Here is a 19,548-nt window from a genome sequence, read left to right on the forward strand (position 1 = left end):
CCTTACAAGATATTTATATATTCAAGCTTCTGCAACTCTTCTAAAATGGAGTTGTCGACTCGTATCGCCGACTCGATCACGACATTTTGAAGTTTTGAAACGATTGTCAGTTTCAATGCACGTTTTCCCGGATGACGTCTTACAAGTGTATAAAGTTCCTCCAACTCTCTTGTCGCAGAGTTAAGATGGATACTGATATTGAGCGGTTCCTGCGGTTTTTCCATAATAGTCGTCTTCACTTTCTTCGACTCTTTTTTTACATCTTTTAAAGTCAGTACCTTCATAACAGAGATACGCGTAAACATCTCGGTATGTGTGACTTTCACTTTAAAAGCGACAGGTTCATTCAGATCCATCGCCTGCAGCTCTTCAAGTTTATCGGAAAAGAGCATCATCTCGATATTTCCGTGAAAGTCCATCAAAGTCACGATACCAAAAGCATTCCCTTTTTTAGATACTTTCTTCTGTATCTCTTCGACTTTACCGATAAAGATCGCCGTTGAACCGTCCCCTATGTTCTCTATATCGGAAGAAAGAGTATAGGTCAGACCATCCATCTCTTCACGGTAACTGTCAAGCGGGTGACCGGATACATAAAATCCTAGCGTATTTTTTTCAAACTCCAAAATCTCTCTAAGTTCATACTCATCTGAATTTTTTAGATCAAGCTTGACCTGAGTTATCTCGGCATCATCTCCAAAAAGACTGCCCATCGCATTTTTCTTTGCATCACTCGCTTTTTTAGCAGTATCTACAAGAAGATCTATCTGATCAAGCAGCGCTTTTCTGGAATATCCGAATCTGTCAAATCCGCCCGATTTTATAATAGACTCGATAACTCGCTTGTTGACCTTGCTCGGCTCGATTCGGTTCACGAAATCTTCCATCGAACTGAATTCTCCACCCTCTTTGATGACTTCTAAGATGGAGAGGACCGCTGCTTTTCCGACCCCTTTGATAGCTCCCAGTCCAAAAAGGATGACATCCTGATCGTCCTTCGTGATCGCCGAGAACTCTAACTGCGAGTCATTGATATCAGGCGGTGAAAGCGTGATGCCCATGTGTTTGACTTCGTCAATATATTTTACGACTTTGTCAGTATTGTCTTTCTCACTTGTCAGAAGTGCCGCCATAAACTCGTTTGGATAGTAGGTCTTCAGCCATGCCGTCTGAAATGTGACCATCGCGTAAGCCGCCGAGTGGGATTTGTTAAATCCGTAACCCGCAAACTTCTCGATAAGGTCAAAGAGCTTAGAAGCTTTAGCATAATCGTGACCCTGCTTTTGCGCACCCTCACTGAACTCGGCATTGTAGACAGCCATATCTTTCTTTTTACCCATCGCACGACGGATAATATCTGAGTATCCCAGAGAGAAACCGCCGATCGTCTGAACGATCTGCATGACCTGTTCTTGGTAAACGATGACCCCGTATGTAGGTTTGAGTATCGGTTCCATCTCGGCAAATGTGTACTCGATCGCCTCACGCCCGTGTTTACGTTCGATGAAGCTGTCAAGCATCCCCGACTCCATCGGACCCGGACGGTAAAGTGCCAAGACCGCGATCAGGTCTTCGAAGCTGTCAGGCATAAGACGGCGGTTCAGGTCCTGCATCCCTGAAGACTCTATCTGAAACATCCCCACCGTGTCTCCGCCGCGGATCACGTCATAGACCTTAGGATCGTTCTCATCTATGGCATGCCAGTTTACATCTACGTCATAACGCGCTTTTACCAGCTTGATCGCATTGTCGATAACGTCAAGGGTCTTCAGCCCCAGGAAGTCGAACTTGATAAGATCGACATCTTCAAGGTAGTTTAGCGAGTACTGAGTGACGAACGTCTCCTCGCCTGATGGTTTATAGATAGGCGTCTTTTTCCAAAGCTCTTCGTTTGAGATAACCACACCCGCGGCATGCATTCCCGAGTTACGTTTCAATCCTTCAAGTTTTTTAGAAAACTCCCAGACACGCGCAGCCTGCGGATCTGTCTCTACAAGTTCTACGAGTTTCGGCTCTTTTTGGTAAGCACCCTCGATAAACTCGCCTTTTTTACTCTTTCCGTTAAGTGTGATACCAAGCTCATCGGGGATCAGTTTTGCCATCTTATCAGCTTGTGAAAGCGGCATATCAAGTACGCGTGCGACGTCACGGATGACCCCTTTTGCAAGAAGCGACCCGAAAGTGATAATCTGTGCGACCTGATTACGTCCATACTTTTTAACGACATAGTCGATGATCTCGCCGCGGCGCGCCTGCATAAAGTCCATATCGATATCGGGCATACTTACACGTTCAGGGTTCAAGAAACGCTCGAAAAGCAGATCATATTTCATAGGGTCGATATCGGTGATCTCCAAGCTGTAAGCAACAAGACTTCCAGCAGCAGAACCACGTCCCGGTCCTACGGCAATACCCATGTTTTTAGCCTCTTTAACGAAGTCCCAGACGATAAGCATATATCCCGGGAATTTCATAGAGTTGATGACCTCTATCTCAAACTCCAGCCTTTCTCTATACTCTGCATGACGTTCCTGCGGTACATGTACAAGTCTCTCTTCAAGTCCCACGCGGCAGCGGTGGATAAAGTACTCTGCATCGTTTTTATCCATAGCCGTTTTGCGCTCTTTTGCAGGAACACTCTCATCGTCATCGACGTTGTCTATGCCCAGTCCCTCTTTTTGTGCATACTCTTTGGTAAACTTGAAGTTCGGCGGTGTCGGGTTTCCGAGGTTCAGTTCAAGCTGGCACTTCTCGACTATCTCCTGCGTATGCTCCAGCGCTTCAGGGATATCCGCAAAAAGACGTGCCATCTGTTCAGGCGACTTGAGATAAAACTCATGTACCGAGTGGCGCATACGGTTTGGATCGTCATAAAGTTTATTCATCCCGATACACATAAACGCTTCATGGTACTGTGCATCGTCAGGATATGTATAGTGAGTGTCGTTTGTAGCGACGACTTTAATATCAAGTTCTCTTGCAAGAGTCAAAACCTGTTCGTCGATAAACATCTGGTCAGAGATGCCGTGACGCATAAGCTCTAGGTAAAAATCCTCACCGAAGATCTCTTTGTACTCCAAAGCCGCTTTTTTTGCGCCTTCGTACCCTAATGCACCGTTTTTGACATTACGTTCGTTTTGGGTGTTAAGATGCCAGTTGACTTCGCCTTGAAGACATGCAGAGGTACATATAAGTCCTTCAGAGTGTTCGCGAAGCTCTTTTTTGTTGATACGAGGAAAGTAATAAAAACCGTCAATGAAAGCTTTTGACGAAAGATACATAAGATTTTTGTATCCGATCTCGTTCTTTGCAAAAAGACAGATATGAAAACGCTGCTTTGTAGACTTATCGTCAATATCTTCACCGTTATGGATGTACCCTTCCATCCCGATGATAGGTTTCAGTCCCGCGCCTTTCATCTGATGATAGAAATCTATCGCGCCGAACATATTTCCGTGGTCTGTCATCGCCACAGAGGTCATGCCGAGCTCTTTTGTACGTTCTACTAAATTTGATATCTTGTTTGCACCGTCTAAAAGTGAATATTCCGTATGAAGATGAAGGTGCGTAAATGCTGGTTCTTTACTCAATTTGACTGCCTAATAATATATATGTTAATAACTTTTTTATTATAGTATGTTGTTAATAAAATCTAGTTGTAAGAAAAAATAAATAGTAATATTAACAGTTTTCTAGCATATTTCTTTCGATTGTAGTAAACTTATACATTATGCCTCTATTTTTTTATTTCATGTAAAAAAAGGATGAAAGATGGACATCAAATATAGTGAGATCTATAATGTGCTTTCTAAAGAAAGAAAAAGCATTGAAAAACTGGTCGAACCGTTTTGGTACAGGTTTACGCGTTACAAACTGCAGTTTTGCCTGCTTATCATATATGCCGAAAATCTGGAAAAAGAGTACTTTAATATCCATATAAGAGAGACCGATGAAGTCGTTATCTTGGATAAAAACCTTCTGTGTATCGTGTTTGAGGCCAATAACGATACTAAAGTGACAGACGGGATAGAAAAGCTGTTATACAATCAAGACGGTGAGTTTCATAAGGCGAATAACTTCTATTACAGTTCAATGGTCTGTGCATCTGAAAGTGAAGGTCTTGAAGAAAATATAATAAATAGAAGTTTTATGATCTTAGAGTATGCTTTTGAATATCAAAGAACCAATGAAGTGTTAAATTATAGTGCTATCTTTATGAAATAGAGTGTTTTACTAAAAAAATCCCTACATGTAAAGCTACATGTAAGAGATCGACTTACTCACAATAATCTGCTAAAAGTCCGCCTTTTGCTTTCTCTTTTGCATCATTTCCAAGTAGTATCTTTATGATCTCAAGTCCAAAACAGATAGCTGTTCCCGGACCGCGTGAAGTCAGGATATTTTTATCGCTTACTACCTTTTGAGTAGCATCGTATCCTTTATGGTCTATATCTGCTTCAACAGACGGATAACAGGTAAACTTCTCTTTAAGAACTCCTGCTTTATCTAATGCAAACGGAGCGGCACAGATAGCGCCTATCTGCTTGCCTTTTGCATCCATCTCTTTGATAAGGGATTGCACTTTCGCATCTTCAGCCAGAATCTTTGTTCCGCCCCAGCCTCCCGGAAGTACGATCATGTCGATATCATCGGCAGTTATGTTTTTTATACTTTTATCTGCTTTGACGGTTATGCCGTGTGCACCTCGCACATCTGCATTTCCGTCGACTGAAGCCACTATGACCTCTATCGAAGAGCGTCTTACCGTATCGATGATAGATATCGCTTCGATCTCCTCAAAACCGGTCGCTAAAGGTACTAAAACAGTTGCCATAATATCTCCTTCTAAAAAGATTATTTTACTTTTTCTAAGTACTCGCCTTCTACTGTATTTACTTTAACAACATCACCCTCAAGGATATGGTAAGGTACTTGAACAACTGCACCAGTCTCTAAAGTAGCAGGTTTTTTACTTCCGCTTGATGTATCGCCTTTAAAGTTTGGAGGAGTATCTGTTACGACAAGCTCCATTGTCTCAGGTGCGCTTACAGAGATAGCATCGCCTTTGTAGAAGATCATATCTACGTTGATACCGTCTTTTAACCATTTCATTGCGTCTTCACACTGATCGTAAGTCAGACCGATCTGATCATAAGTGTCGTTGTCCATGAATTGTAGCATTTCGCCGTCATCGTAAAGATATTGCATAGTTTTGTATTCGATCACAGGAACTTCGAATTTATCACCTGCGTGAACAGTTTTCTCGATAACTTTTCCGTTCATAAAACTTTTGACCTTCATACGTACGAAAGCTGCACCCTTACCCGGTTTAACGTGTTGGAACTCAACTACTTTGTATGGTACGTCAGAGATCTCTAAACGTACATTTTTTTTAATATCACCCATACCTATTGTTGCCATATACCTGACCTTCTTAAAAAAATTTTGTGCAATTTTACCGCAAAGCACCTTACATGTAAAGATACGCAAAATGAGCAAAGCCCATTTCTGCTACGCTAGCCGCTTTGGCACTGAAGTTTGCCTCTTTCGAGGCAGATACAGAAACGTAAAATGAGCAAAGCCCATTTCTGCTACGATAACCAAAGAACTATTAAAAAAGTCCTCTAAGCATTAGATGCCAATACATAGGCTCTAACATATAGCGGTCAAACTCCCACCACATCCATCGAGGTTTGTAGTACTCTATGAACGGAATAGTCGGTTTTGGCCCTTCGTAGTTAAACTCTGCCATCAATATCTTTCCATATTGCGTTTTAAGCGGACATACCGTGTAGCCGTCAAACTTCTCTTTCAGTTCTTTATTCTGCATTACCGCTAAAAGGTTATCCATCACTATAGGAGACTGATGACGCGCTGTTCCTCCGGTTTTTCCCATAGGGATGCCGCAGACGTCGCCGATGCCGAAGATGTTTTTGTATTTGTTGTGCTGCAGCGTGTATTTGTCTACATCAAGCCATCCCTCACCGTTGACGAGTTTTGACTTTTCAAGTGCTTCAGGTGGGCTCATAGGCGGTACGACATGGATAAAATCATACTTCACGACGACCTCATCGGCAAAACTCTGCATCATTTTTTCGCCGAAATCTTCATCTATCACCTCTTTTTCATAAGCATGAACAAACGTAGCCTTTTTCGCTTTTACATCTATGGCACGTAAGAAGTGGGAAAATTTCGTCTCGATCTTGTCGTATTGTTTTTGAACTTTAGTAAGCTCCTCATCCACTTTTGGCAAATGGAACAGTTTTTTAAGTCCCGTATAAAAGTAGTAGTCTGCACTAAGCCCGTCTTGTTTGAGGTAATCGGCACTGAGGTAGAGCATCTTTTGCGGTGCACCGCCGCATTTTATAGGAGTGTCTGGTTGTGTGTAGAGCACTGTCGGTCTTTTAGTCTTTGCCGCTTTTTTAAGATCGTTGTACCAGTCCCAAGTCGCAGTCGCTCCGCGAGCCGTACCTTTTTCGAGATCACTTAAGTAAACACTGGTGATACCGTTGGTCCCGATATCTTCCTCTTTTAATCCCGCGATCTTGTCAAAACGGTTCACGACGCCTGTAGCAACGATCATATAGTCATATCCGACCGTCTGACCACAGCGTGTGACCACGACATTGTTATCAGGGTCAAAGCTCTTGACCTCATCTTTGATCCAGTTAACATTTTTAGCGATAAAGTCGCTGTTTGGTTTTTGAAGGTCCTCTTGTTTCATCAGTCCCGCAGCGACAAATACCTGTCCCGGCTGGTAAAGATGCGTCTCATTTGGAGCAATAACCGTGATATCGGGATTTGATATCTTTCTGTTAAGTCTGGCCAGGGTCATGATAGCACCGCTGCCCCCTCCGACTATAAGGATCTTGCCTTTGACATCGATAGCTTCTGCCTCTGTGTAGCTTCCACTTCCCGCCGAAGCGATCACGGATGCAGCGATGGGAGAGATACCCAGCAGCCTGATGGCTTCACGTCTTGAAATCGGCCCTTTATCGGCACTCGCTTTAAACAACTCCAGCAGCTTCTCAGTCTTCATCGGCTTATCCTTTTTTTTGACTTGAAAATATTATAACGAAATATGATAACAAAGAAAATAGTAATTATGCTTTAACTACACTCGTCTCCCATCCGTCATACTCACCGCCGTAGCTCTTGGCATTGTCTATCAGGTTCATCGTAAGCTCGTCTATCTCGTAGTAGTACGGTACGTCGATGCGGTAAAACTGAAGTCCGTACATAGAGACCTCATCACTGGGTTCCATCTCTTTTTGGATCGTAAAACCGTCACTTTTTATAAACTCTTTGTATATCTCTCTGTCTTGCGGAGTGTTAAAGTAGATCTTATGTTCTATGGCACGTCCCAGTCTCAGGTTATCGCCCGCTTCTTGAAGCATGTTACATGTACGGTGGTTTTGAATGATCTGCCACTGTTTTGCCGTAGGAAGAAGGAGTTTGTTATACACCTCCCACTCCATGTCTGTACGCGCACCGAACTCGTACCTGTAATCCTCGAACTTTCTCATAGCATCGTTTACGGCACTGTCCCATTCAAAATCATACTTGAGGTAGTAGATGAAGTTCACACTCCCCTGTGTGATGATGCGTCCGACATACTTTCCTATACGGTAGCGCAAAGACTCCATCTCGATGGAATCCTCTATGAAGGAGATATCTTCCTGCTCCTCTTCGCCTAAGAGACCGTCATCTTTTGGAGCATGCAAAAACACCTTCACAAAACCGACATAACCGTACTCATCATTCAAGCTGCCGTCTGACACATCGACATTGAACATGACAGCCGAGGGATGTCCCTCCATCGGCTTCATATATGCTTCCCAGTACTCCTGCATCCTCTTCTCCTTTTACTTCATCTCTAGGCTCATAAGGAACATGTCTTCCCCGTCCACCACACTTACATCTACACTCTCACATTTTGGACAGCAGTAGTGTCTTGACTCCAGCTCGCTTGTAGTACCGCACTCCCTGCAACTTATGGTCAGAGGCTGTATATGCATCACAAACTCTGCGCCGTCACAGACACTGGCTTCTTTAAATGTGTTGAACGCCGTCTCTAAAAGATAAGGTTCGACACCACTCATCACCCCTATCTTGACCACAAGCTTTGTCACCTGCGTCGCATCGTTTGCCTTGGTGTACTCTTCACATTGATCGAGCAGAGCTTGGACTACGCTGTATTCATGCATCTTTTACCCTTTAACAGATTCTCGGCAGCAGTTCGCCGCTTGGAGTCTCCAAAAACCTTGAAGTCCCCCATCCGCTTTTTAGTATCACTTTCTTTTTATGTTTCTCTGTCACACTTCCTATAAGCGCAGCTTTTGAACAAACATCAAAACCTTTGAGTATCTCTACGGCTCTTTTCGCATCCTCTTTTTTAACGGCAAGCACAAACGTCCCCTCGTTTGCCAAAGAGGTCGCTTCAAACCCGAGCATCTCGCATATCCCTTTTACTTCATCGCTTACGGGGATACTATCCTCTTCTACTTCTATGCAGATATCCGACTGTTTTGCCCACTCGTTCAGTACTGCACCCACACCGCCGCGGGTCGCATCTCTCATAGCCGTTATCTTCACATCAGCATCGAGCAGTGCCTTGACCTGAGGATAAAGCGAGTTGCAGTCGCTTTTTAATGCACTGCTGAGTTCTATCCCCTCACGCGCTGCAAAGATGGTAGCCCCGTGACAACCGATGTCGCGGTTTACAAGTATGACGTCATCAGTCGTAATGCTGTTTGAACTGATGCCCTGCTTTGTGATCTCGCCTATACCCGTAGTGTTGATAAATATCTTATCCACACTTCCGCGCGGCACCACTTTGGTATCTCCGCTCACCACCATGGCACTGTTTATTTCAAGCTCACGCTTCATACTCTCAACGATGCGCTCTAAACTCTCTACCTCAAACCCCTCTTCGATGATAACGCTGCATGTAAGATACTTCGGCTTCGCACCCATCATGGCAAGGTCGTTACATGTACCGCACACTGCAAGCTTGCCTATGTCCGCTCCCGCAAAGAACAGAGGTGAAACTGTAAAGCTGTCGGTGGAAAAAGCGAGTTTTCCGCCATGGATCACAGCCGCGTCTTCGCTGCGCTCTAATATCTCGTTTTTAAATGCTTTGTAAAATATCTTCGAGATAAGCTCGTTGTTCTCTTCTCCGCCGTTACCCTGTGCCAGTGTTATCGTCTTCGTCATCTATCCCGCCTACTTTTTCTTTTCCATAGTCTTTATATACAACTCTTCCACCTTCGTTCTAGCCCAAGGCGTCTTTCTAAGAAACTTCAGACATGAGTTTATACTGGGCTCATTAAAAAAACAGCGTATCTCGATCAGTTTGCTTAACTGTTTATATCCATACTCTTTTACAAGACTCTCCAGTATCTCCTGCAGTTTTATCCCATGCAGCGGATTGTTCTTGTTCTTCTCTTTTTCTTCTTCACCCATTTTTTTCCTTTAAAGTTTTCTCACAGAGATGGTATCCGTATTCTATAATAGCTTTTGATTTATTAAACTCAAAAGTACCGCATAAGTTTCTTGGGACTCCTATCTCTATATCCGGCGGATATGCCGCTAGTTTCATTCGAGCGATTGTACCCTGCATTGTCTCAAATGATCTGTTTGCTATTGAATACATACTGTTTTTTGAAACGACTGATGTCGGAATAGACACGCTACTGATATACTCTTTTATCTGCGCACCCAAAGACTGCTCTTTTTCTATCTCTTCTTCTAAAAGAACTTCGGAACTGGATTCTGCCCCTAGATTCACGGCAATAGTCAGATCTGTAGCGTCATCAAAAGTCGGAGCTATCGGAACCGGATTTAACACGCCTCCATCTACTAGCGCTCTTCCCTTGTACATGTAAGGAGTAAAAAAGAGCGGTAAAGATATGGAAGCGCGGATGGCATTTAAGAGCGGACCTTCATTTATCCATATCTCTTTTTCAGTGTCTATATCAGAAGCGACAGCCGTAAACTTGATAGGCAGATCTTCGATCATATGCTCACCTAGCAACTCTTTCATCTTAGACATAAGAGTATCACCCGACACAAGTCCGCCTGTACCCTTAAAATCTAAAAGCTTCAACAGGTCTATCCCATCTGCTTCAGCAAGCCAATCGACATACGCATCAAGTTTTCCCGCTGCATAAAAACCGCCTATGAGTGCTCCTATAGAACACCCTGAAATCGATATTATCTTATACCCATTGTCTTCAAGCCATTTTATGATGCCAATATGAGCCAACCCTCTAGCCCCGCCACTTCCCAAAACAAGAGATACCGTCTTTTTCTTCATAACTATATCAAATCCCCATATTTATTATTTTTTATTTCATCGTTACTTAGTATATCATCTAAATATTTTAGATTGAAAGCTAATGTTGCCAATAAGGATAATGCCTTTAAACTATTTATTTCCGTATTAAAATTTGTAGTTTCGCCATGTAGCATCTGATGTCTATTCATATGCTCAAACTCTAACGTTCTTTTTTTTGGACCTATTCTTATTGGTAATTCGTTATTGAAAAGCTGTTTTAAAAAATATAATCCAGCTGATTCTATATCTAGACTATTTAATCGTGCTCTCGTTTCCTCAAAAAAGTTACTTTCACGAGTGCCATGAAAGTAGTTTTTGCCATCAGAAAAATCATAAACTACACCATCAACTTGTGTCATAAAAGCTATACAAGACAAATAATAAAATCCATTATTATGTGCAAAGAAAATTTCCTCAAGAATATTACTTCTATGTGGAAATTTTTCTTTTAAATCATCAAGAATTCTAGTTGTATTTTCTTTATAATGTTTTATCAGTATTTCATTCACTCTAGTTTCATCATTATAAGATTTAAAAAGTTCTTTCAATGCAGTTAGCTCTATTGATGGCTCAACATACCAATTAAAGTTTTCTGCTATGGAAGGAATAAATTCAAATTTTTTATTTACTTTTTCAATTATTCTTTGAACAAATTGTAAACTATTTGGTGTTTTAGGTACAGTAGGTACAGCATGATTTAATGCTTTCATTATATCACCAACTTTGAACCTACTACTCAAATCAAATTCCCATACTTATAATAAGCCGCGCAAGCGCCTTCGCTGCTTACCATACAGCTTCCTATCGGGGTTATCGGTTTACATGCCGTACCGAAGATGGAGCACTCAGGCGGTGTGGCTTTGCCTTTTAGGATGTCTCCGCAGATGCAGAGCTTGTGGTCGTTTATCTCTTCTGTGGGGAGCACGTTTTTGTAGATGTTTTCTACGTTGTAGCTGTCGTACTCGTCTCTTAGTCTGAGTCCGCTTTTTGGTATGTTGCCTAGTCCGCGCCATTTAAAGAGGTCTGCTTTTTGGAAGTACTTCTCTATCAGCTCTTGGGCTTTTAGATTTCCCTCACGGTTTACCGCACGTTTGTACTCCACTTCAAGTTCGCATCTCCCCTCTATGAATTGCTTTACTATCATGCTGATGGACTGCATCACGTCTACGGGTTCAAAACCGCTTACGACAACTGGTTTACCCCAGTCGCGAGGAAACTCTTCATATATCTTGCTTCCGCTTATGACACTTACATGTGAGGGTCCTAAAAACGCGTCTATCTTACACTCGTCGTCTGCAAGCAGTGCGCTCATGGCCTCGGGAACGGTCACGTGGTTTATGTGAAAGTAGATGTTCTTGATGCCGCGTTTTATCACCGTGTCAAGCAGTGCAGCGGTCATGGGTGTAGTGGTCTCAAAACCTATGGCAAAGAAGATGATCTTTTTTGTAGCGTTTTCGTCTGCTATCTTCAAACAGTCAAGCGGAGAATAGACAAAGCGCACGTCCGCACCCTTGCTTCTCGCATCTTGAAGACTTCCGTTGCTTCCTGGTACTTTTATCATATCGCCCAGTGTGACTAAGATGACATCTTTTTGCATGCTTAACACATACGCATGGTCAATGCGCTCTTTTGGCATGATGCACACGGGACATCCAGGTCCGTGGATGAACTTGATGTTTTGCGGCAAAAGCTGCAGAATTCCATACTTCATAATGGTATGCGTATGACCACCGCACACCTCCATGATGTTTATGGAAGAGGTGAGTTTTTTTGCGTCTTCTTGGATGATCTTCGCATACGCTTTTATGGTCTCAGCGTCACGAAAATCGTCGTAGAGGTTTTTGAGTTCCAAACTCATCTCTTACGCTCCGCCGCTTGGGCACTCGTCACTTTCTTGTATGGCGGCTAGCCGATCTTCCTCGTCCATTTTGCTTAGTATCTCTTGGTATACTTTTATGGATTCTAGGGCATCTTCCTCATCTATCTTGTTCATGACGAAGCCTATATGGATAAGAACGTAATCGCCGATCTTTACGCTTCCCTCTTCCATCAGATCCAGTCCGACCTCACGCATAACACCCATTGTATCTACCTGAGCGGTGTTCTTTTCCGGGTCAATTTTCACTACTTTACTCGGTATCGACAGACACATACTAAACCCTCATCTTTCTTTTAAATTCTATCCACTCTATGACACGTTTTATGCTTGCTTCGTCTTTGATGTTCACCTCTAAGATATCCACATTTGGTTTGAGTTTTCTCGCTTCCGCTTTTTCATGTTCGATGTCGTAGTCAAAGTGAGGCAGAAGGTCTGTCTTTGTTATGAGCACCAAGTCGGCCTGACGGAACATCACGGGATACTTTTCTATCTTGTCGTTGCCCTCGGGAACCGAGACAAGTACGATGTTGAGATGGCTTCCCACGTCATAGCTTGCAGGACACACAAGGTTTCCGACATTTTCCACAAAACATACGTCCATCTCATCTAAGTCCATATGATGCAGTGCTTTGTGCACCATGAACGCATCCAAGTGACACGCCGAACCCGTTTGTATCTGGTGGGCCTGTATCCCTTTTGCTTTGAGTCTGTCCGCATCACGGCTGGTCTCCAAGTCTCCCTCGACTACGCCGAATTTAAAAGGAGAGAGAGCTGCCATGTTTTCTAAGAGCGTGGTTTTTCCGCTGCCGGGACTGCTCATCAGATTGATGCACAGTACGTTATGCTCGTCAAAATGCGCTCTGTTATGCGCTGCTTCATGATCGTTCTTATCGAGTATCTTTGTGATGACCGAGATGGTCTTTGGATCGTTTAACTGAGGATTGTCGTGCAGATGCTGGTGTGCCTCTTGATGTTTGTGAGAATCATCATCATGGTGATGGTGTCCATGGTCGTGATGGTGGTCATGATGATGTCCATGTTCATCGTGAGAGTGACTATGTTCCGTTATACTGCAACCGCAATCTTTACACATACATTTTCCTTACGTTCTATAAATATTTTTTTCTTAATATACAATATTCATACTTTATATTTATATTTTAAAAATAAGATTAATTTTTTTTCTTCTTATATGTTTTTAGGACTCAATAGAATGAAAATATCAAAAGAGATTTTTATTGTCATCATCTTGTTATCAAAATGTTGTTAGACTAGTGCTAAATAATTGGATAGAATAGACTCATGAAAAAAAGAACAAAGATCTTAGCGACGATCGGTCCCGCATCAGATAAGTTAGAGAAAATAATCGAGCTGATGCGTGCAGGAGTAAATGTCTTTAGGCTTAACTTTAGTCACGGTACCTATGAATACCATGAAAAAGTCTTGTCAAATATAAGAGAAGCCTCAAAGCGTACCGGTCTTGTCGTCGGTGTGCTACAAGACATCAGCGGTCCTAAAATCCGTATCGGCGAGCTTGAAGAGAGTTTTGATCTTAAAAAAGACGACATCATCAACTTTCATAAACAAGATATCATCGGTACAAAAGTGGATGAAAACAGGTATGAGGTAAGCATCAACTACCCGAAGATCCTTTCTCAGTTAAATATCGGCGACTATATCTACCTCTATGACGGCATTATCCGCACAAAAGTCCTATCTTGCAGCGAAGATGTAGTACAGGTCCTTGTCGAAAACGAGGGAGTATTGTCATCAAAAAAAGGGATAAACTTTCCAAACAGCCGACTTAATGTAGATATACTAACCCAAAAAGATATCAATGATATCCAGTGGGGTGTCGACAACGGTGTGGACTATATGGCCATCTCTTTTGTCCAAAACGCGAAGGATATGATGAAAGCCAGAGAAGTCTTAGACGGTTTTGGCGGAAAACAGATGCTCATCGCCAAGATAGAGAAGTTTGATGCGGTAGAAAACATCGATGCGATACTCGAGGTCTCAGACGGCATCATGGTGGCTCGCGGTGACCTTGGCATAGAGGTTCCGTACTATGAGGTTCCAAACATCCAAAAGATGCTGATACAAAAAGCAAACGCAGCTTCAAAACCCGTCATCACAGCTACGCAGATGCTTCTTTCTATGACACACTCACAACGTGCAACACGCGCCGAGATCAGCGATATAGCCAATGCCGTGCTTGACGGTACGGATGCAGTCATGCTCTCTGAAGAGAGTGCCATAGGCGAGTACCCTGTTCTTGCAGTGAAAACGATGTTCGATACCATCGTTGAGACAGAAAAAGCCTACCCCTACTACAAGTTTGACCTTAACTACAGTCACGATGACGATATCACGAATGCCATAGACGAATCAGCCGTCAGACTCTGCAGAGATATTAAAGTATCCGGCATACTCTCTTTGACAAACTCCGGAAGTTCGGCTAAAAAGTTGGCAAAGTATCGTCCGGACAGACCCATCTATGCCATAACTCATGATGACGCTGTGAGACAACAGCTTACACTTTCATGGGGTGTTATCCCCGTTTTTTCGGTTAAAAAAGACTCACTTGAACATACACTAAGAGACACGATAAAAAGAGGTCTGGAAGATGGTGTTCTTGATCTTAAAAAAAGCTATATTTTAACCGCAGGCGATCCCACAGGTGTAAGCGGGTCGATAAACTTGATAAGAGTGCTGAGAGAACAGGAGATGAGCTTTTTTCAAAACATAGAGTAAAGCATTTTTAAGTACTTTCTTATTTGTAAGGTTCTATAATCAAGGAAGTATGATGGTTTAACCTAAAGGAAACGGCATGAAAATCTTTGTGTTTTTACTCTCTATAAATGTTTTATTACTTGCAAGTTATGAGAAAGCAGATCAGTTTTATAAGGCTAAAGAGTATGAAAAAGCGGTAGCGGAGGCTAAAGCCTCTACTGATGAGTATCAGACTCCAAGACTTCATCTGCTTTGGGCAAAATCTGCCGAGGCACTAGGCAGTTTGAATGAAGCGATGAGCGCTTATGAAAGAGTTCTAATCTTAGATGAGAACAACAGTGAAGCAAAAACTGCTCTTATAAGACTTTATAAACAGAGCGGCAAAGATGAGCTGGCTTATGAGATGAGCGACTCTTTAAAACCTGCCGGACAAAGATCTTCACCCGATCCCCTGAAAGCAAAAGCATCGGCTGCAATAGGATACGACTCAAATATCAATGTCACTCCGGGAAGCGGTGTGTTGGATAACTATTACGGCACCACGAACAATGAAGGTGTACTCTCTACAATGTTTTCCAGATTTACCGGAGACGTCAGCTACAGGGATAACTTTCAAGAGAATAACGGAGCGTATTACAAAGGGGCTGCGAGAGTTTACTATCAAAACAATTTTAAAGAGAGTCGTTACAATCTTTTTTCCGGTTCGCTTGAAGTCGGCGGAGGATATAAAGAAGACGGATATGATCTTTATATTCCCCTTGTCTATGATGACGTCTACTACTTGGACAAAAAACTTTTTCATCAGTATGCGCTGAGTCCAAGACTTACGATGTTCTTGACAGACGAGTTGATCTGTAATCTCAATGCAAGTTACACTAAACGCTACTACTCCGGTTCCTCAAATCAAAAAATAGATATAGATATTTTGGGTTCCGCTGTTGATCTTTACTATATATTTGATAAGAACTATCTCTTTTTGAAAACAGCCTATGAGACTTTTCATACAGGCGATACAGGTGGGACACTTTTTATAAATAAACGTATATTTACAGCCTCATTAGGTGTAAACTACAAAGTAGTGCCATGGCTTATCGCCAGAATCGATTATAAATTCATATATGCCTCTTTTGATGACGACGTAGCTACGATATACACTACTGACAACACCAGGAGATTAGACAACCTCCATCAGGTAGAGCTCAAACTCTCCCACAACCTAAAAGACAATCTGGAGTTGTATCTGTCGGACAGATATGCTAAAAACACCTCAAACTATGTACCTGCGGAGTATAGTAAAAATATTATTATGCTCGGCATCGGTCTAAACTATTAGGAGTATAGAGTCATGAAACTACTTATATTATTATTTTTAGCCTTATCTGCCTGGGCGGATATAGGGACTGTTATGGTCGTAAAAGGTCAGGCTCAACTAAATCGTTCCGATCAGATGCTAGATATCAAAAGCGGTATGAAACTTCTAACAGCTGATGAGATACTCACAAAAGCAAAAAGCAGAGTACAGGTGATGCTCGTGGACAATACCGTTATAACCATCGGTGCAAACACATCTTTTAAATTCAATGATATTAAGTTTGACGGTTCACCGGACTCTAAAGCGGATATGAAAGCAAGCAGAGGTTTTTTTCGCTGTGTGACCGGGGAGATAGGCAAGATCGCTCCTGAAAGGTTTAAAGTAAAAACTGCTTCGGCGACCATCGGTATTAGAGGAACAGATTTCTCTGCCGATATAATGCCAAAAAGAGAGCTGATCCGATGTTACAGCGGGATCATAAGCGTTCAATATGCTTCCTATCTCAAAGAGATAAAAGCCGGCAAGATGATAGAACTTCGTGAAAATCAGATCGAGATCAGAGATATGAAAGCCCAAAGAGAAAAGAACAGAGATCAAGAGGTATACCAAGTAGTAGAAAAAGAACTGGATGCGCCTGATATGCCGGCTAAAGACCTTTCAGATATGACCACACAACAAGAACAATCAAAACCAAGTGGAGGGAATCCTGCTGTAGGGGGACCTTTTGCTGCTCCAATAAACTAAATGAAAAACTTTATATTTAAAGTTTTTGCAGCTTTTTTGTTGGCATCATCGCTCTCTTGGACATATCTTTTTATGCCGGAGGCTTTTTTCTCTCTTAACAGCAGGTTTATGGATTTTCTATTCATAATCCGCGGTGAACTGCCTAAGAGCGATAAAGTAGTCATCGTAGATATAGATGAAAAATCTCTAAAACAGTATGGTCAGTGGCCGTGGTCGAGAGACCTTGTCTCAAAACTGATCTACAAGATCAGTGATGCAGATGCCGGGATCATAGGCTTGGATATCGTCTTTGCAGAGGATGACAGGACATCTCCGCACAGACTTATCTCCAAGTTTGCCGGAGTATCCAAGAACCTGCCAAACTATGATGAGATACTTGCCGAGTGCTTCACTAAAACACCGGTGATCGGCGGCTACATGTTCACATTTGAAAAAACAGATGAGCAAGACACACCTATGGTACCGGCAGTCTTTATCGAACACGGTATTAATGACAGTAGCCTGTTACAACCCAGCGGAGTCGTTTTAAATACACCTGTTCTTCAAAACTCACTCTATTCAAGCGGTTTTTTCAACAATACTCCCGATGAGGGTGGAATGATCAGACATATTCCGCTTATCATGAAGTATGACGGCGTCATATATCCATCATTGGCCTTAGAGATGGTAAGAGTCTACAGCCAAAGCAAGAAAGTGGATGTCATCGGTGATGAATCAGGAGTAAAACGCATAACGTTTGGAGAGTTCAATATCCCGACCGATCATTCAGGCAGACTTGTCGTCAATTTCAGAGGTGCTAAAAAATACTTCAAGTATATCAGCGCAGCAGACATCTTAAACAATCAGTTTGATCCAAAAGAGCTGCAAAACAAGTTTGTACTTGTCGGAACATCTGCCGTGGGTCTGTTTGACCTGAGATCGATCCCTTTTGACAATGCCATAGCCGGAGTAGAAGTTCATGCAAACGCCATCGATAATATCTTACAGCAGGATTTTTTATATAGACCCTCTGTCGCAGTCGTTTATGATCTGATAATAATCTGGGCTATCGTATTTGGACTGATGCTGCTTTTTTCATATATCAAATCATGGATCATTATTCCTGTAGCTACCCTTGTTTTATATGGCTTGTTCAAAATATTTTTTATATCGATCTTTCAGTACGGTCTTGTCTTAAACCTGCTCTTTCCGATCATGGCTTTCTCTTTGACCTTGATACTGTCCGTCGCCATCGATTATATTATGGCTTCAAGACAAAAAGAGGAGGTCAAAAGGCTGCTTGGCAAAAAAGTATCGCCTGCGATCATGGACTATCTTATCGCTCACTCAAGAGAAGACCTTGTTGCATCAAGAGAGCTTGAAGCAACGATATTTTTCAGCGATATACGCTCTTTTACGACCATCTCAGAGAAGATAGGTTCTCCGGACAAAGTGATCCATATGCTAAATGCATATATGACACCGATGGTGGAAAACATCGTATCTCATAAAGGTACGGTCGATAAGTTCATCGGTGATGCGATCATGGCGTATTGGAATGCCCCTGTCGTCATTGAAGATCATGCAGACAAAGCGGTCACAAGTGCGATAGAGCAGATAGAGATGCTTCCTAAAGTAAATGAGATGATAAAACCGCTGTATGATGTAGAGATCGCTATTGGTATCGGTATCCATACAGGAGTGGTGACGGCAGGAGATATGGGTTCCTACGGTAGAAGCGATTACACCATCATAGGTGACAATGTAAACCTGGCTTCAAGACTGGAAGGACTTACAAAACAATACGCGGCACAGATACTTATCACTCATGCTACTTACTCACGCCTAAAAGGAGATTATAGGATAAGACCTATTGATCTCGTCGAGGTAAAGGGAAAACATGAAGCTGTCGAGATATATGAAGTAATCTGCAGCAATAAAAACATATCCGACGATGAGATGCAGCTTTACAGTGAGGCTGTAAAATATTTTAGAGATTCAAATGTCGGTTTGGCATATGAAAACTTTAAAAAACTGCAAGAGCAAAACCCATGCAGACTCTATGAGTTTTATATAGAAAGATGCGAATATTTTATACAAAATCCGGATATCGAGTTTACACCTATCTTAAAAATGAGTACAAAATAGTCTCTTGACTCACTGCTCTTTATGGCGTTTTTCCAGCTCGAACCATTTTGTGTTCACGTCATCACTTTTTACTGCGATGTCGGGCTTTTTATTGCTCTGCCAAAGAGCCTCTTGGGGCTTTGGACATGCCCGCACACACTCACCGCAGTAGATGCAAAGGTATGGATTATAGTTGTATTCCTGCCCTTTTTTGTTCTTCTCGTTTTGAGAGGGGTTGTCGGTCTTTACGAACAGGATAGCTCCGGGAGGACATGCCTTTTCACACTTCAGACAGTAGATGCAAGACTCTTCGCCGTACTCTATGAGCCCTCTGTACTCTTTGTCCTTTGGTATAGGAGTCACGGGATAATCAAGAGTCTGCGGCTTTTTAAAAAGATTTGTAAATGCTTTAAAGAGTGAGGTGAACATCGCTTT

At 42.3% G+C, this 19,548-nt stretch carries 19 protein-coding genes; 5 read left to right on the forward strand and 14 right to left on the reverse strand.

The features are described 5' to 3' along the window. Nucleotides 1-2: 2 nt before the first annotated feature. Complete coding sequence (gene dnaE, locus WCX87_RS06195) at nt 3-3,590, reverse strand: DNA polymerase III subunit alpha (protein WP_345978527.1); 3,588 nt, start codon at nt 3,588-3,590, stop codon at nt 3-5. A 181-nt stretch (nt 3,591-3,771) separates the two neighbouring features. On the opposite strand from dnaE, the gene WCX87_RS06200 reads away from it, so the two are divergent. Next, entirely contained in the window at nt 3,772-4,224 is a 453-nt protein-coding gene (locus WCX87_RS06200; protein ID WP_345978528.1) for a hypothetical protein, read from the forward strand. Between the two features lie 52 nt (nt 4,225-4,276). On the opposite strand, the gene WCX87_RS06205 is transcribed toward WCX87_RS06200, so the two are convergent. The 12 genes from WCX87_RS06205 to hypB all read right to left on the reverse strand — a co-directional run bounded on the left by WCX87_RS06205 (nt 4,277) and on the right by hypB (nt 13,311). After that, a complete protein-coding gene (locus WCX87_RS06205) occupies nt 4,277-4,834 on the reverse strand; it encodes a DJ-1 family glyoxalase III (RefSeq protein ID WP_345978530.1) in 558 nt (185 codons plus the stop codon). Between the two features lie 20 nt (nt 4,835-4,854). Further along, the gene (efp, locus tag WCX87_RS06210; RefSeq protein WP_345978532.1) at nt 4,855-5,421 is read right to left on the reverse strand and encodes an elongation factor P; all 567 of its coding nucleotides are present in this window, start codon (nt 5,419-5,421) and stop codon (nt 4,855-4,857) included. A gap of 190 nt (nt 5,422-5,611) precedes the next feature. Further along, on the reverse strand, nt 5,612-7,039 hold the full coding sequence (locus tag WCX87_RS06215) for an FAD/NAD(P)-binding oxidoreductase (protein WP_345978534.1): 1,428 nt from the start codon (nt 7,037-7,039) through the stop codon (nt 5,612-5,614). A 64-nt stretch (nt 7,040-7,103) separates the two neighbouring features. After that, nucleotides 7,104-7,853 carry a DUF695 domain-containing protein gene (locus WCX87_RS06220; RefSeq protein ID WP_345978536.1) on the reverse strand — a complete coding sequence of 250 codons (750 nt, stop codon included), beginning with the start codon at nt 7,851-7,853 and terminating at the stop codon, nt 7,104-7,106. Nucleotides 7,854-7,865: 12 nt separating this feature from the next. After that, entirely contained in the window at nt 7,866-8,207 is a 342-nt protein-coding gene (hypA, locus tag WCX87_RS06225; RefSeq protein WP_345978538.1) for a hydrogenase maturation nickel metallochaperone HypA, read from the reverse strand. A gap of 10 nt (nt 8,208-8,217) precedes the next feature. Beyond that, on the reverse strand, nt 8,218-9,216 hold the full coding sequence (gene hypE, locus WCX87_RS06230; RefSeq protein ID WP_345978540.1) for a hydrogenase expression/formation protein HypE: 999 nt from the start codon (nt 9,214-9,216) through the stop codon (nt 8,218-8,220). Between the two features lie 9 nt (nt 9,217-9,225). Further along, nucleotides 9,226-9,465 (reverse strand): VF530 family protein, encoded by a 240-nt coding sequence (locus WCX87_RS06235; protein ID WP_345978541.1) that lies wholly within the window; start codon nt 9,463-9,465, stop codon nt 9,226-9,228. Further along, nucleotides 9,458-10,318 (reverse strand): patatin-like phospholipase family protein, encoded by an 861-nt coding sequence (locus tag WCX87_RS06240; RefSeq protein ID WP_345978543.1) that lies wholly within the window; start codon nt 10,316-10,318, stop codon nt 9,458-9,460. Before WCX87_RS06240 ends, WCX87_RS06235 begins: the two co-directional genes overlap by 8 nt. Before the next feature lie 2 nt (nt 10,319-10,320). After that, the gene (locus tag WCX87_RS06245; RefSeq protein WP_345978544.1) at nt 10,321-11,049 is read right to left on the reverse strand and encodes a hypothetical protein; all 729 of its coding nucleotides are present in this window, start codon (nt 11,047-11,049) and stop codon (nt 10,321-10,323) included. A 26-nt stretch (nt 11,050-11,075) separates the two neighbouring features. Beyond that, nucleotides 11,076-12,197, reverse strand: coding sequence for a hydrogenase formation protein HypD (gene hypD / locus WCX87_RS06250; RefSeq protein ID WP_345978546.1), 1,122 nt, complete (start codon nt 12,195-12,197; stop codon nt 11,076-11,078). Between the two features lie 3 nt (nt 12,198-12,200). Continuing rightward, complete coding sequence (locus tag WCX87_RS06255) at nt 12,201-12,491, reverse strand: HypC/HybG/HupF family hydrogenase formation chaperone (protein ID WP_345978547.1); 291 nt, start codon at nt 12,489-12,491, stop codon at nt 12,201-12,203. Between the two features lies 1 nt (nt 12,492). After that, nucleotides 12,493-13,311: a hydrogenase nickel incorporation protein HypB gene (gene hypB / locus WCX87_RS06260; RefSeq protein ID WP_345978549.1), complete on the reverse strand. Its 819-nt coding sequence runs from the start codon at nt 13,309-13,311 to the stop codon at nt 12,493-12,495. A 209-nt stretch (nt 13,312-13,520) separates the two neighbouring features. Between hypB and pyk the strand changes: the two genes are divergently transcribed. The 4 genes from pyk to WCX87_RS06280 all read left to right on the forward strand — a co-directional run bounded on the left by pyk (nt 13,521) and on the right by WCX87_RS06280 (nt 19,134). Further along, entirely contained in the window at nt 13,521-14,972 is a 1,452-nt protein-coding gene (gene pyk, locus WCX87_RS06265; RefSeq protein ID WP_345978551.1) for a pyruvate kinase, read from the forward strand. A gap of 76 nt (nt 14,973-15,048) precedes the next feature. Then, on the forward strand, nt 15,049-16,284 hold the full coding sequence (locus WCX87_RS06270) for a surface lipoprotein assembly modifier (RefSeq protein WP_345978553.1): 1,236 nt from the start codon (nt 15,049-15,051) through the stop codon (nt 16,282-16,284). Between the two features lie 12 nt (nt 16,285-16,296). Next, on the forward strand, nt 16,297-17,007 hold the full coding sequence (locus tag WCX87_RS06275) for a FecR family protein (protein WP_345978555.1): 711 nt from the start codon (nt 16,297-16,299) through the stop codon (nt 17,005-17,007). Continuing rightward, entirely contained in the window at nt 17,008-19,134 is a 2,127-nt protein-coding gene (locus WCX87_RS06280) for an adenylate/guanylate cyclase domain-containing protein (RefSeq protein ID WP_345978557.1), read from the forward strand. Nucleotides 19,135-19,143: 9 nt separating this feature from the next. Here the strand turns inward: WCX87_RS06280 and WCX87_RS06285 are convergent, their stop codons facing one another. Beyond that, a complete protein-coding gene (locus WCX87_RS06285; protein WP_345978558.1) occupies nt 19,144-19,542 on the reverse strand; it encodes a 4Fe-4S binding protein in 399 nt (132 codons plus the stop codon). Between the last annotated feature and the right edge of the window lie 6 nt (nt 19,543-19,548).

This window comes from Sulfurimonas sp. HSL3-2 (assembly GCF_039645965.1).
Classification (GTDB): domain Bacteria; phylum Campylobacterota; class Campylobacteria; order Campylobacterales; family Sulfurimonadaceae; genus Hydrocurvibacter; species Hydrocurvibacter mobilis.

Excerpts from the sequence above, each read along its gene's own strand:
- WCX87_RS06200 (WP_345978528.1), top strand. The coding sequence starts at position 3,772 with ATGGACATCAAATATAGTGAGATCTATAATGTGCTTTCTAAAGAAAGA.
- WCX87_RS06205 (WP_345978530.1), bottom strand. The coding sequence starts at position 4,834 with ATGGCAACTGTTTTAGTACCTTTAGCGACCGGTTTTGAGGAGATCGAA.
- efp (WP_345978532.1), bottom strand. The coding sequence starts at position 5,421 with ATGGCAACAATAGGTATGGGTGATATTAAAAAAAATGTACGTTTAGAG.
- WCX87_RS06215 (WP_345978534.1), bottom strand. The coding sequence starts at position 7,039 with ATGAAGACTGAGAAGCTGCTGGAGTTGTTTAAAGCGAGTGCCGATAAA.
- WCX87_RS06220 (WP_345978536.1), bottom strand. The coding sequence starts at position 7,853 with ATGCAGGAGTACTGGGAAGCATATATGAAGCCGATGGAGGGACATCCC.
- hypA (WP_345978538.1), bottom strand. The coding sequence starts at position 8,207 with ATGCATGAATACAGCGTAGTCCAAGCTCTGCTCGATCAATGTGAAGAG.
- hypE (WP_345978540.1), bottom strand. The coding sequence starts at position 9,216 with ATGACGAAGACGATAACACTGGCACAGGGTAACGGCGGAGAAGAGAAC.
- WCX87_RS06235 (WP_345978541.1), bottom strand. The coding sequence starts at position 9,465 with ATGGGTGAAGAAGAAAAAGAGAAGAACAAGAACAATCCGCTGCATGGG.
- WCX87_RS06240 (WP_345978543.1), bottom strand. The coding sequence starts at position 10,318 with ATGAAGAAAAAGACGGTATCTCTTGTTTTGGGAAGTGGCGGGGCTAGA.
- WCX87_RS06245 (WP_345978544.1), bottom strand. The coding sequence starts at position 11,049 with ATGAAAGCATTAAATCATGCTGTACCTACTGTACCTAAAACACCAAAT.
- hypD (WP_345978546.1), bottom strand. The coding sequence starts at position 12,197 with ATGAGTTTGGAACTCAAAAACCTCTACGACGATTTTCGTGACGCTGAG.
- WCX87_RS06255 (WP_345978547.1), bottom strand. The coding sequence starts at position 12,491 with ATGTGTCTGTCGATACCGAGTAAAGTAGTGAAAATTGACCCGGAAAAG.
- hypB (WP_345978549.1), bottom strand. The coding sequence starts at position 13,311 with ATGTGTAAAGATTGCGGTTGCAGTATAACGGAACATAGTCACTCTCAC.
- pyk (WP_345978551.1), top strand. The coding sequence starts at position 13,521 with ATGAAAAAAAGAACAAAGATCTTAGCGACGATCGGTCCCGCATCAGAT.
- WCX87_RS06270 (WP_345978553.1), top strand. The coding sequence starts at position 15,049 with ATGAAAATCTTTGTGTTTTTACTCTCTATAAATGTTTTATTACTTGCA.
- WCX87_RS06275 (WP_345978555.1), top strand. The coding sequence starts at position 16,297 with ATGAAACTACTTATATTATTATTTTTAGCCTTATCTGCCTGGGCGGAT.
- WCX87_RS06280 (WP_345978557.1), top strand. The coding sequence starts at position 17,008 with ATGAAAAACTTTATATTTAAAGTTTTTGCAGCTTTTTTGTTGGCATCA.
- WCX87_RS06285 (WP_345978558.1), bottom strand. The coding sequence starts at position 19,542 with ATGTTCACCTCACTCTTTAAAGCATTTACAAATCTTTTTAAAAAGCCG.